We start from the raw sequence: 13,267 nt of genomic DNA, 5'->3' as shown, positions 1-13,267 counted from the left end.
TCCCTTTAATCATAGTAGAAGACCTTCTTCGAGATCAGATAGCTGCTGACGGCCAGAATTAAGGCCACTGCGGCGAAGTACAGCCAGGCCATCGCAGAGCTTAGACCGAAGTTGAACTGGGTGAAGCCGGTCTCCCGGATCAGGTCCGTCATGGCGTTATTCGAGAAGGAATCGATAATTGTATAGATGGAATTCACCAGAATGAGCGGGCTGACCATCGGAAAAGTGATTTTCCAGAAGGCCTCATAGCCGGTTGCCCCTTCCATCTTGGACGCCTCATACAGCTGCGGCGAGATGGTCTGGATGCCGGCCAGGAAAATCAGAATCTGTACGCCGGACTGGCTCACAATACTGTAGATGCGGCCCACAGCGCTGGTCAGATAGTTCACTACCCATTCGCTTAAGCCCGCGTCCAGCATCAGCCCCTCCAGCTCGAAGGTGCCCAGTCCCTGAATCGCCCCCGCACCGGCATTCTGATCGTTGACCGCTTGAATCAGGCTGGTGCTCTCCAGGCTCAGAATGACCCCGGAGGCCAGAATGACAGGCAGGAAGAAGATCGAGCGGGCCAGCGATCGGCCGATGAATTTCTGATTCAGCAGCACCGCCAGAAACAAGCTGAAGATAACGATCAGCGGCACATTGATGACCATATTCATAATGGCATCGGCCAGCGAGCGGTTGAATTCGGTATTCACCGTCAGCGCTTCAACATAATTCTGGAAGCCGCTGAAATGAACAATCAGTCCGTCGGAGTTGGCCTGCACCGAGCTTAAGCTGTAGCGCAGCGAAGACAACAACGGAATCAGGAAGAAGAAGATGAACCCCAGCAGCCAGGGCAGCACATAAAAGAAGCCCATTAATGCCTTTTGCTCATTGTAGGATCTGCGGTCCAGTCTAAGTATGGATTTCAAGATTGCTCACCACCCGTAATATAGCTTTCGGCCTCAACCGTCCGGCCCTCTGCAAGGACTGCGGTCTTATTGTAGTTGACGATGACAGACATCCCGTTACCGTAAGTGCTTTTATAGACACCGTCTGCCAGCTTCTCATGACCGGTCAGCCGTTGATTCTGAACGTTCTTCATCACTCCGTTCACTTCGGTGTACATCTCAGCCGCCTGGTCGATCCACTGCTCATAATGGACCGCATACAGGTTATCGAAGTCGGTATCCTTCACCTTGTAATTAGGCGCATGCATCCATTCATAATAGAGGCCGGAGCCATACTCCAGGCTCTTCAGGATATATTGCCTTGGATTCGTGTACGTGGACAGGTTAAACGGCTTGCCGGTGTAATTCACATATCCCCGCACCACCATCGGATAGAACGGAATCTCCTCATCCTCCAGCTTGAACCGGCTGCTGGACACCGGAGCATCCGTAATGTCAGAGAGATACGGAAGGGCGTAGGCATTCCCGCCGTCCGCGAGAATGCGCATGGACGCTCCGGTGATCTTCTCCAGCGACTGGACCGATATCTGCTCGGACGCAGACCGGTCAATTTCTTGATTTTTACGGAAATCGCTGTTCAATTGATCGGCCATATCCCTCAGGGAGATGCCGCCGGTCTGAAACGGCGCAATCTCCTTCAGCGTGGCATCAACATATCCGCCGACCCTGCTTGGGGAAATAATATAAGCAGGGGTGAAGGAACGGTCCCGCCGGTTCAAGGCCATATTGTACGGATAGACGGCTGCCGGAATCTCACTGAGCATCCGTGAAGCCTTCTGGTTAATCCGGAAGCCTGAGGTCTGATTCGCCCGCAGCAGAGCCACGTCAGGGAAGAGCTCAATATCTTGCTCCTTGGCGTATGCTGCCAGCCGGTTCAGCCCCTTGCTGCCGCCGATAGCCTTATCCACCGACAGCCGGTCCGGCACCTTGTGATCCAGGCCCCGGTTGAACCAGCCGGCATATTTCAGCTTGATATTATCAATGCCGCGCTGCTTCATCTGCTCCAGAATGCTCTCGGCTTGCTCGAAGGTGGTCAGTGCCTCCAGCGATTGATAAGGAATGCCCAGGACATGCTTGGTCTTCGTGATTCCGCCCACCAATTCCAAATAGAACGGCGTATTCACAGAAGCTTCTGCAGAAGCTGCCGGCTGCGCCTCAGGCAGTCCACCATGCTCAGCCAGATAGCTCTGGTAATAACGCGCCATGCCCGGATAGGAAGCTTCCTCTCCGCTCAGGAATGCATAACGGACGACGTAATCTGTCTTAGGCGGCTCCTGCTGGAATTTCGGCAGGGTGCGGTTCTGGTCGCTTGACGTCAGGGTAAGATCCCCCTTGGCAATCAGGGTAAAGCTCGGATACACGTAATTGTATCCATTCAATCTGCCGCTGGTATCCGCATTGATGGTGGCCAGAGAAGCACCTTGTTCAATAATGCCCAGCATGGCGCCTTCCTCCCGGATCAGGCCGAACACCGGCAGCTTGATCTCCTGCTGCTGCGCATAGGCATCCGTGGTCTCCATCGTCCCGTCCACGCCATACACCGCCTGCTTGTATGCGGGATAACGGATCTTGCCGTTATTGAAATGAATCAGCGCTCCTGAGCCGTCCGGCACCAGGATGGACCCGGAATCCATGCTCCCTCCGGCACCCAGGAAGCTCAGCAGGGAGATGTCATTCACAGGATAATCCGCAGGATAACGGATATCCGCTACCGGAACCTTGACGACCAGCTGGTCCCCGTCCAGGGCATATTCAATGGCGAGCTGGAAAATACGCGGCTCTGGCTTAGACTGGCTGAGGTTGTTCTCGGCGATATCCTGCTGCAGATCCTCCTCGGTATATCCCGCCTTCTCGAAGCCCTTCAGCGTCCGCTCCAGCTGAAGCCCCTTCAGCGCTTCATCGTTTCGCGTATATACCCCGTTCTCCTCATCGAAGGTATAGGCAATTTTCATCGTCCGCTGCCCGGTCTTATCCATCTTGCTCATGATCTTCTCCTCGAACCGCTCCTTACCCATCTTCATCGGCAGGTCCTCCGCTGTTGCAGCGGTCGTTCCGAACTGGTAAAAGACCTTGACGCCCTCCGGCGTCAGTTCCATCTTCATTTGCTTATGGGCCACGCTGTCCGTATATGAGTTGACAGAGCTTACCTGACCCAGGTTGTTATAGAAATCCAGCTTGAGCTGCGCGGACAGCAGGTCTTTATTATCCCCGCTGGCCTTGGCATCCGCCTCACGGTCCAGCGGGTTGCTGTACCAGACCGTCCCGTCCGACAGATTCTTGACGGCGATCCCTCCGGTAGCTTCGTCCATGAACAGCCGGAGCTGCGCGTTCTCGAGCACACCTGTCATCCCGCTCACCCCAGTATCGGTAAAGGCAGATTTCAGCGCGCTCCCTTCCGTAAAGGACACTTCAAGATTCGGTTCATGCCCGCTGGCCTGGCTGCCTGAACTTGACGCCGAACAGCCGGCCAGCACACTCATACTGAAGAGAATCGAGAGCAGCATGATTAACGGCTTCCTCATTCCCGGTCCTCCTCCTATCTCCTCAAGACAATTTCTTGGTATATGGTCGAGACGAATGCAATCATCTGCTGAACCAGACTGAAGAACAGCAGGGTCAGGAAAGCCATGAAGGCCATAGCGAGCAGCGTCAGCAGAATCGTCCCGATCGTTTTGGACGGGGAGAACTGATGAACGGTCATAATGCCCACATACATCAGCAGTCCCGACCAGAGAAAAGCAAAGTTTTTGAAAAAGTAATAAAAAGAGCTCTCCTGGGCTGAGATTAAATTGCTGATCCAGATCCAGGGGAAATTAATCAGCACGATCGGAAGCAGTGCGAAGCAGGTGGTAATAAAAATCTCCACGAACTTCCCTTCCCCGTCCATCAGCGTGGTCAGCGACCAGTTCGCCACACACCAGAACAGAACAGGAACCAGCACATAGACCGCTTCCAGCAGGCTGTTCAGATACCGCGGATTATTCATGTTTACCAGGAACCCGCTGTATTGATCGCCCAGCACATTCGTCAGAATCAGCATAAACAGAATGCCGAAGGAGATGATCAGACTGGTTTTTTGACTGCGTTCATATTTGAGGTCCCAGTATCCGTTGAACGGATGAACCATCACATACAGCGGATGTTGCAGCGCTTCTCTGTTCAATGGAGCTCCACCTTCTTTCTGGCCTTCATTTTCCGGTACATTCTCAGGCCCTGCCATAGGACTACAAGTGCGATCAGAGCCGTCATAATGGTGGAGAAATGTCCGCGAAGCACTTCCTTACGGTAGAGCAGGAACGCTTTGGAATAGTTGGTCCGGTCCATACTGCGCTCGAAATACTCCGCCGACTCCTTATACTCGCCTTGCCGCAGATACGCCTTGCCTATACCCGCATAGGCATACTCCATATTCGCATTCAAGTTGACGACCTTACTGAACTCCCGGGAGGCCATCGCCTCATCACCGTTATAGTAGCTGCGCACAGCACTGTTCAGCGTTCTTCCGTACTCTGTGGTCTGGAATACCGTGATTTCACCCAGCACCTGGTCCAGCACCAGAATATCGTCACCGCTGTGCTCAATGGCAACCGGAGTGTTGAATTCGCCCAGACGGTTACCGATTCCGCCAAAAATGTACAGCAGATAGCCGTCCCCGTTGTACGTGAACACCCGGCCCCGGCTGGCATCCAGCACCGCGTATATTTCACTGTCGCTCACATCAATATCCACGAGCCGCGGGGCACCGCCTGAGCGCGTGGAGTAGAGCAGATCGCCGCTGGGCTTGTAATAACCCTCTCTCCGCAGAATATCCGCACCCTGTGCGTTCAGCTTCTTAATCGGGTCCCCGTAGTCGTCACCGTTGGTAGCGTACAGAAAGCCTTCGTCATTAATGTCCAGATTCGTGAACTCGGTTGGTGTATACATGACCATCTGCTCGCGCTGCGCCTTGGTGGAGATTGATTTCCAGAAATACTCCACCGCATCGACATGCACCCGGTTCGCGCCAATGAACGATTTGAACACACCATCCGCCCCGAATTCCATGAATCCGTCGAAGACGCCGGCCGACATCACATAGATACGGTCCGCCTTGTCTACAGCAACACGGACTGGCTGAAATTCAAAGTTCGCCTGCAATAACTCGGACTTCGGGGCTTCAATGATCCCCACAGTCTTGAAGCTGCTGTCGAGATGGACGATACGCTTATTGCCCGTATCCGCGACATATACTTCCTTCTGCTGCGTCACATAGATGCCCTGCGGATTGTTGAACTTCTCCGCCTTCCCCTTGAACTGGAATGCATCTACCGTCTTGACGGATTTATAGTCCTGATCCAGTATGACAAACCGGTTATTGCCGCTATCCAGAACATAGATCTGCTGGTCCGCCGTAACCTGAATATCCTGCGGATTATTGAATGGGCCCGCACCGGAGCTGGCACCCGTGATGAGCGTAGTAGCCTCGTAGGCGGACGGAGCCGCCACCGCATTCCCCCAGTATGAATAATTGTAGGAAGGGGCTGCGCTCTCTGCCAGGGCCAGCTCTCCGCCAAGCCCCAGACTGACCAGGCAGCACAAGGCCAGCAGGCCGGTTCTCAGTTTCTTTATCCTTGCGACCATTGTCACCGTTCCTCCTATCTACTCTTTCATACCGGATGTAGCCATCGTCTGGATGACACTGCTCTGTGAAATAATGAACAACAGAATCGGCACGGTCATCAGCAGCAGCGCAACTGCCGCTCCGACTCCGGCACGCGCAATCCCGCCCTGGATGACCTGGCTAAGTGCGTAGTGAAGCGTCTTCAGGTTCTCACTGTAGATGAAGCTTCCTCCATCTGTGCCCCACAGCGCCGGAAATTGCAGAATCATCAGCGTCAGCCAGGCCGGCTTTACATTCGGCATTACGATTTGCCAGAACACGCGGTACTCGTTCGCACCGTCGATTTTGGCCGCCTCAATCAGCGCATCCGGGATCTGCTCCATGAACTGCTTCATCAGGAACAAACCTAGTGAAAAGGCCAGTGACGGCACGATAATCGCCGCTTGGGTGTTGATCCACCCCAGCTGTGACATGACCAGATAGTTCGGTATTGCCGTAACATGCGGCGAGAACATCAGGGACAGCACTACAATTTTGAACAGAATGCTTGAGCCCGGGAATTTGAACTTGGCCAGCGGATACGCCGCTGCCGACGCCAGCAGGATATGACCTGCGGTTCCTACCAGTGTGATCAGCAGTGTGTTCGCAATGTATCTGGTGAACGGCACCCAGGAATTGCCCATGATCACCATCAGATCGGTGAAGTTCTCCAGCGTCGGGTTCCGCACCAGGAATCTCGGCGGGAAGATGAACAGCTCATCCAGCGGCTTGAAGGCATTGTTCACCGTATAGATCAGCGGAAGAACCATGAACGCGCCGAAGCCCAGCAGCAGGCCGAAGAGCATAAAGCTGACAGCAAAGGAACGGTTCAGTCTTTTTTGAGGGCGAAATGCCCCTATCACTCTTGAATACAGGGTCATTCACCCACCTTTCTGAGCAGCTTCTGGGTCATCATATTGGTTCCGAGCATAATCGCGAAGAGAATGGTGGCAATCGCCGAGGCATAGCCCATCTCAAAGCGCAGTGTCCCGTAATCCATCAGATGCGTTACCACCGTATGTCCCGCATAGTTGACACTTGGGAAGCCCGCAAGCGCAATAGAGACCTCGGCCACCGCGAAGGAGGCGGTAATCTGCATGACCGCGCCGAACATCAGCTGCGGACGCATGGACGGCAATGTAATGAACCACAGCTCCTGCCAGCGGTTCCTGATCCCGTCCATCGCTCCCGCCTCGAACAGCGTCTGGTCCACGGTCTGAAGTCCGGCGATGAACGCCAGGAAGCTTGTGCCGAGACTCAGCCAGAGCTGCACAATAATGATGATGGGAAGAATGTATTTCTCATTCTGCAGCCATATGACCGGCTCCAGCAGCACCCCGATCTTCATCAGGAAGCCGTTGAGATAACCATAGCTGTCCCCTGAGAAGACAATCAGCCAGATAAAGAACACATTGCCCGAGATCGACGGCGCATAGAAGACCAGCGTCATCAGCGACCGGACAAAGGGCGACAGCTCATTGATCAGCCAGGCGAACAGGAAGCAGGCAATATAGCTTAACGGGCCTGTGATGACAGCGAACAGAAAGGTGTTCTTCAGCGCAATCATGAACACATCATCGCCCAACAGCAGCCTGGAATAGTTCTCCCAGCCTATGAATCTCGGCGTCTCCAGCATGTTGAAGTAGAAGAAGCTCAGCCCGAAGGAGACGACCACCGGGATCACCGTGAACAGGAAGAAGATGATCATATAAGGACTCATCATGAAATAATAATGCTTGCTCTTCTTGATATCTTTCCATAATTGCGCCAGGCGGGATTCCTTGATCGGACCGCCAGCCAGCCCTTGCAAGGCTGGTTCAGTGGTATTGTGTATTTGTACCATCAGCTTGCAGCCTCCAACCTAATACGGAAGTTTGAATTCCTTCCGTTTGATCTGAATTTCATCGTTAATGTAGATCAGATAATCCGACAGGGCTTCACGCGGATTCACCTTCCCGTTGACCACCTTGCGGAACGCATTATCCAGATGCCGGCCTGTGAAGTAGCCGCCCGGAACCTGAGGGTTACCTTTCACCCATTGCCACTGGCTCTCCAGCTCCTTGTAATCCTTCACCGGCCACGGCAGTTCCTCCAGCGCTTCAATGTTCGCGGTCGGATAACGTGCCGCTGCTCCCATAAGCCCTTCCATTTCCCGGCCGTACTGGACCTGGGTGTCCTTGTCTGTCCACCACTTCATGAATTCCCAGGACGAATCCTTGTCCTTGGCATTCTCCAGCAGCATGACACCGGTTGTATGGCTGGCTACGCTATGGTCCACCGTGCCGTCCGCCTGCTTCGTTCCCGGCACCACCGTGAATTCCCACAAATTGCGGATTTCCGGCGCCATTACCGTCAGGCTGTTATAGATGGTATAATCGGCAATCCCGATCGGGATCTCGCCTGTACGGAAGCGGTTCGGAAAGTCCACCTTCACCGGGAACTTGTAATTGGTATAGAACTGGGTCCACTTGTTAAATTCACTCATGGAGGTCTCCGAGTTCAGCGCGCTTCGCTTCTGATCATCCGTATACAACTGCCCGCCGTTCTGATAGAGCAGCATGGTGAAGGCCGCATTGGGCACCAGCGTCGCGTTGTTCAGTGTATCCTCCAGCGGAAGATAGAACTCCAGATTATGTCTCTGCAGAACAGAGACCACATTGTAGACTTCCTCCCACGTAGTAGGCGGCTCCAGGCCAAGCTCCTGCAGAATATCCTTCCGGTAAAAGAGCATCGGGAAGATCTGCTGCTCAGGCAGCCCGTAGACGCTTCCGCTGTACTTATACGGGGTGAGCGCACTGTCCCGGAACCGGTCAGCCACTTCTTTGAAATCGGCGAACTGGGACAGATCGGCCGATGCTTTGCGCATCGCATAGTTCACTGGAAGGTCCTCACCGATCTGCATGGCTACATCCGGCCCTTCTCCCGCCAGGGTTGCCGGCAGCAGAATGTTCGGAGGTACCAGCCGCAGCGCCACGGAGATGCCCGTATCCGGTGTGAAGGTATCGTCAATCATGCTCTTCATCACTTGAGCCTGATCCCGGCCAGTCGAAATCCAGACCGTAATCGCCTTCTGGTTCTTCGTCACATTACCGATACTGTCGTAGTCTTCGGTATACGAGGCACCATAGGCTCTCAGCTCATGCTTTAGCTTCTGGAAGAAGGTCGCCTGCGCAGACGGAAGCGGCTTATCCGGCGCCGAGACCACCAGCGAATCCAGTGTCAGCGGCTGTTCCCGCACGCTAAGAATCCAGGTTCCCAGACCGCCGACATTCGTCTTGAAGGAGACCAGCCGTTTGGCTACCGTGTCCGGGTGCTTAGCCATATCTTCCAGCTGGGTGACCATCGAGTACAGGACTGATACCTTGTCGCTGCGTTCTCCGGTGGCCTGCTCCAGATATTCACCGACACTGCGGATAATCTCCGCCTGCTCCCGGAATACCTTGGTCATGTCCGGTATCCGCTTCTCCAGCTGATAGTCGCGGAACTTATCCGGGTTATTGGAGGTAATCGCCAGAATATTGCGGTACATTTCATTCAAAGTCAGGACACTGGACTGGATGGTGCGGACCAGCGGTGCGATATCGCCCAGGGTCACGGTCAGCCTCAGCTTGTGCTTCCCTTCTGTAAGATGGAACAGATAAGGATCTTCCCCGCCGAGTACATTCATCTGCCAGCCGGGAGAGTAATTGAAGCGGATCTGCTTCATCTCGGTGAACGGATATTCACCGTCAATGGTCAGGCTGCGGTTGGCATAGACGCCCCGGAGCTGATTCTGCTTCTCCTTGAGCGCTATCCGGTACAGACCTTCTTCAGGGACATCAATCTCCCATTCGATCCATTGCCCCGGAAGCTTCCAGTTCACCCCGCCGATAGTGTTGATCCTTAAATTTGAGACTGCATAAGGAACCACTGCCGGGCTGGAGCGGTCGGATAACGGGTATAGGGTAGGCGAGGATTTAGCGGATGCCGCTTCGGCCTGGACCTCGATATATGGCTCTTTTACCGGCTGAAGGCCCTTAGTCTCATACTGCTGCTTAGCCTCTGCATAAGACTGCACTGTCCGGTCCTGGAACAGCTCAATATAATCAATAGCCATCGGCTCACGGAGTGCGGTCAGCGACAGGGTCTGGTTCCCCTGCTCCAGGTAGAAGGCATAGGGCTCCTCATAGAAGCCTTCACTGTCCGCTATGACCGTGGACTGCCACACCGGCTGCTCCACCTGTCTGGGGCGCAAATCGTTGCCGCGGTCATCCTGCTTAATGACCTCTTCACGGTTCCCCCAGACCCGGTCGAAGAGCAAGGTATCCGCTCCCTTGAACGGTACCTCCCGGTTGATAGATAAGGAACGCTCAATCGACGAGCTTTTACCTTCCACCGGATAATAATGAACCCGGATGTTATACAGCCCGGATTCCGGAACCGGCACCTCCCAGGAGATGGTTCCCGATTCCGGGGTAATGACTGCTGTTCCGTCAAGCCCCTCGAATTGCTGCTTCACCTCGAAGGCATCTCCGCTGCCTGGGGAATAGCTCTCCCCTTCGATGCGGATCTCCCGGTCAGGGCGCGGGGCATCCCCGTGTTGCTTCAGATAGGCTTCATAGCTGCCTTCTTCGGCTTCCTGTGCGGCTGCCGTGAACTTGCCTACTGCAGGAGAGTCGGAATGCACAGGCTGCCCCGGGGAATTAAATATCCAGATCGTCCCGGCCAGCAGGACAACAACCAATATAACTGCTATGTTCCTGATTCGAATATTCAATCGTACTCCTCCCCTTAAGCGATGGATCATAAGTTGGTGTATTTCAAGTTCCAGCATATAATTGCCGCAAGAATGGGAACAACAGTCCGCGGGGGACTGTTGTTCCATGCGGGTATCCGTTTATTTTTTGTAGACCGCGTCTACAGAAGCCTGAACCTTCGCCTTGTACTTCTGAATGACAGTAGATGCCGAGGTTCCCTTCTTCAGTTCGTCAATCATCTCGTAGTACGGCATGGTCGAGAAGGTGTTATGGTTCGTAAGCAGCATACCGCCTTCGACCAGCTTGGCATTGTTGATATCGTCCTCGTTGTCATACGTGCTCTCCAGGGAAGCCTGCTTCGGATAATCGTAGATGGACTCGATATCGTTGATCTTCTCCCAGATATACATCAGCTGGTCCGGATTCTCGGCCTTCTTCGGAATGGTCAGGAACTGGACATTGGATTCCACACTATGGTATTCGGTAGCATTAGGTCCTTTTGGAAAAGGAACAAAGCCGATATCATAATCCTTCATATCCGTCTTGAAGCCATTCGCCTCATAATCTGCTCCCGCATACATCAGCGTGTTCCCCTGGCGGAAGAACTGCGCCGGTTCCTGCCAGTCCCCGCCTTCGGTCGGCCGCGCTACCTTCTCAGCTCCCAGCTTAGCGATGAACTTGAAGACCTCCAGCAGCTTAGGATCATCCAGATTCTGTTTGTCCTCAATGGTCAGATCGGTCTCGTTGGAGGCCATCGCCATTTCCAGGAACCCGCCTGAGGCCAAGCCCCATACATCAAGTTTCCCGTTGTTATCTGTATCCTTGTTCGCTTCTTTGGCGACTTGAGTGAAGGTCTCCCAGTTCCAGTTATCCTCGTTCACATATTCCTGGAGCGGCTTCATGCCCAGCTTCTTCATCAGTGTGCGGTTATAGAATACCCCGCTGATCAGGTTGCCCGCATTCTCCGAGAAGCCATAGCCCCGGCCTTCATATTGCGAGAATTCTGTAGTCATCCGCTGATTGAAGGCATTCTCATTCTTGGTATACTCGTCAACCGGCCAGAACATATCCTGCTTCGTCAGCACCGGAATCATATAGCCCTTGCCCATTCTGACAATATCACCAAGCGGTTCACCGGCGACCAGTGAAGCCACTACCTTCTTCTGGTATTCACCGAAATCCAGCGCTACATATTCAACCTTGAAATTATGCTTGGCCATCAATGCCTTCAGATTCTTAGAACGCTGAATATTATCCGGGTTATCCTCGGGAATCTTCATATCCCACCAAGAGACAATCTTAATCGTTCTGCCGCCCATATCGAAATCCTTTTCCGGTGTAGCATTGCTCGGCTCCGCAGTTGGTGTAGCGTCCGCAGTGGCCTCAGCTGCCGGAGCCTCCGTAGCTGCCGCCGGCTGGGCTGATGCTCCCCCTCCGGCGTTCCCGCCGTTCCCTGCTCCTCCGCCGCAAGCCGTCGTTGCAGCTAATAACAACATACTAATGAATACTGACATTACTTTTTTTGCCCGCATGATCTGTCCCCCCAAGTATGAATGACTTACCTCGAAAGTTTAGCGCTTACATTTTCAGGCAGCAACCCGTCTAACTTCAGGTGTTCACCTGTCAAATTATAGGTCGGGTCCGCAAGTCCTTATCCACCGGGCAACCGGATTTCGATCAGGTAAACAAATGGAGCCTGGTGCAAGAATTGCACATTGTAGCGCCCGGCTCTGTTGCACATAATGAATGAAGGAAGCTTAACTTCTCTCTGAAAGCGGGGTCATCAGGTTGTACAGAATCTTATGTGTAGAGCGAAACCGTCAGGTGCGGGAGATCGCTTCTTATATGGCAGGGAGCAGACTTAAGAATTTCATCATTCATGCGCATGCTGATTATTCATCCGATATTCTGCGGCTGATCCGCAGCGAGGGAATTTCACTGGTTCTTCTGAATATTAGGGACGCCCATACGCCGGGCATGAGAGTCTGTGAGCAGATCAGGCAGGGTAGCTCCGTTCCGATTATCCTGCTCGGGGGCAGCGGGGATTTCGGGTTGGCACGCCAAGCCTTACTCTATAATGTAAGCGATTACTTGACTGATCCAGTAGACCCCGCTGAGCTGGGCAGGAGCCTGGAGGCGGTTAGACGGGCGCTGGCTCCGGCCGGCAGACCGGCTGCTGCGGAGCAGGATTATCCGGAGTTCACCCTTCAAAAAGAGCAGCCCTCCCCGTCTCCAATTGTCAGTACGATCAAGCAATACGTGGATGAGCAGCTCCATCGTAATATTACGCTCAAGCAGATTTCCGACTCCTTGAACTTCAATTGCGCCTATCTCGGACAGAAGTTCAAGCAGCAGGAAAATATGTCCTTCAACGAATACCTCCTGCGCCAGCGGATGGAGAAGGCCAAGCTGCTGCTGGAAACGACCGACATGAAGATCTATGAGATTGCAGACGCTGTGGGGTATTCAGAAATCGACTGGTTCTACAAAAAATTCAGAGAATACACGGGAACCAGCGCCAATGAATACCGCAAGCAATGCTTCATCACCGCCTGAGGCGGAAGAGAATGGAGGGAGCGGCGAGTACGAAATCTGGAACAAGGCTCTGAGTAAGTACGGCCGCTGCCTGCCAGACCATAGAAGCGCTGCTCCCCGTCCATTATTGAAAATAAGTGTACTAATACCCCTCATTCGGCTCATCTGCCCACATTTGATGAAATCAGGTGTATTAATACCCTTCATTTAGCTCATCCATCCACATTTAATGAATTCAGGTGTATTAATACCCTTCATTCGGCCGATCCGCCCGCTTTTGATGAAATCAGGTGTATTAATACCCTTCATTTAGCTCATCCGTCCACATTTAATGAATTGGTGCAATAATGCTCCTCACCACTCTTTCGTTTCCCTCTAGCCTCCCATATACCTTTCTTCCCACTCCT

General features: G+C 53.4%; 9 protein-coding genes. 1 reads left to right on the top strand and 8 read right to left on the bottom strand.

The window, feature by feature from the left end; all coding sequences use genetic code 11:
- Positions 1 to 5 precede the first annotated feature (5 nt).
- From NYE24_RS33060 to NYE24_RS33025, 8 genes are all read right to left on the bottom strand, one after another.
- The gene (locus NYE24_RS33060) at positions 6 to 911 is read right to left on the bottom strand and encodes a sugar ABC transporter permease (protein ID WP_036693394.1); all 906 of its coding nucleotides are present in this window, start codon (positions 909 to 911) and stop codon (positions 6 to 8) included.
- Entirely contained in the window at positions 908 to 3,472 is a 2,565-nt protein-coding gene (locus NYE24_RS33055; protein WP_342477668.1) for a DUF5696 domain-containing protein, read from the bottom strand. The genes NYE24_RS33060 and NYE24_RS33055 overlap by 4 nt, the downstream gene beginning before the upstream one ends.
- A 14-nt stretch (positions 3,473 to 3,486) precedes the next feature.
- A complete protein-coding gene (locus NYE24_RS33050; RefSeq protein ID WP_076157337.1) occupies positions 3,487 to 4,113 on the bottom strand; it encodes a YIP1 family protein in 627 nt (208 codons plus the stop codon).
- A complete protein-coding gene (locus NYE24_RS33045; RefSeq protein ID WP_342477667.1) occupies positions 4,110 to 5,570 on the bottom strand; it encodes a hypothetical protein in 1,461 nt (486 codons plus the stop codon). Before NYE24_RS33045 ends, NYE24_RS33050 begins: the two co-directional genes overlap by 4 nt.
- An 18-nt stretch (positions 5,571 to 5,588) precedes the next feature.
- Positions 5,589 to 6,470, bottom strand: a complete 882-nt coding sequence (locus NYE24_RS33040; protein ID WP_036693406.1) for a carbohydrate ABC transporter permease — start codon at positions 6,468 to 6,470, stop codon at positions 5,589 to 5,591.
- Positions 6,467 to 7,432, bottom strand: a complete 966-nt coding sequence (locus NYE24_RS33035) for a sugar ABC transporter permease (protein ID WP_076157342.1) — start codon at positions 7,430 to 7,432, stop codon at positions 6,467 to 6,469. The genes NYE24_RS33040 and NYE24_RS33035 overlap by 4 nt, the downstream gene beginning before the upstream one ends.
- A gap of 18 nt (positions 7,433 to 7,450) precedes the next feature.
- Positions 7,451 to 10,345 (bottom strand): extracellular solute-binding protein, encoded by a 2,895-nt coding sequence (locus NYE24_RS33030; protein WP_036693408.1) that lies wholly within the window; start codon positions 10,343 to 10,345, stop codon positions 7,451 to 7,453.
- Positions 10,346 to 10,465: 120 nt separating this feature from the next.
- Entirely contained in the window at positions 10,466 to 11,857 is a 1,392-nt protein-coding gene (locus NYE24_RS33025; RefSeq protein ID WP_076157345.1) for an extracellular solute-binding protein, read from the bottom strand.
- 256 nt (positions 11,858 to 12,113) lie between these two features.
- On the opposite strand from NYE24_RS33025, the gene NYE24_RS33020 reads away from it, so the two are divergent.
- Positions 12,114 to 12,881, top strand: coding sequence for a helix-turn-helix domain-containing protein (locus NYE24_RS33020; RefSeq protein ID WP_036693414.1), 768 nt, complete (start codon positions 12,114 to 12,116; stop codon positions 12,879 to 12,881).
- Positions 12,882 to 13,267: the final 386 nt, after the last annotated feature.

Source organism: Paenibacillus sp. FSL H7-0350, assembly GCF_038593195.1.
GTDB lineage: Bacteria > Bacillota > Bacilli > Paenibacillales > Paenibacillaceae > Paenibacillus_AQ.
This window is presented reverse-complemented; position numbering and strand designations above follow the sequence as displayed.

Coding starts and splice junctions, on each gene's coding strand:
- NYE24_RS33045 (WP_342477667.1), bottom strand. CDS start 5,570: ATGGTCGCAAGGATAAAGAAACTGAGAACCGGCCTGCTGGCCTTGTGC.
- NYE24_RS33025 (WP_076157345.1), bottom strand. CDS start 11,857: ATGCGGGCAAAAAAAGTAATGTCAGTATTCATTAGTATGTTGTTATTA.
- NYE24_RS33035 (WP_076157342.1), bottom strand. CDS start 7,432: ATGGTACAAATACACAATACCACTGAACCAGCCTTGCAAGGGCTGGCT.
- NYE24_RS33055 (WP_342477668.1), bottom strand. CDS start 3,472: ATGAGGAAGCCGTTAATCATGCTGCTCTCGATTCTCTTCAGTATGAGT.
- NYE24_RS33040 (WP_036693406.1), bottom strand. CDS start 6,470: ATGACCCTGTATTCAAGAGTGATAGGGGCATTTCGCCCTCAAAAAAGA.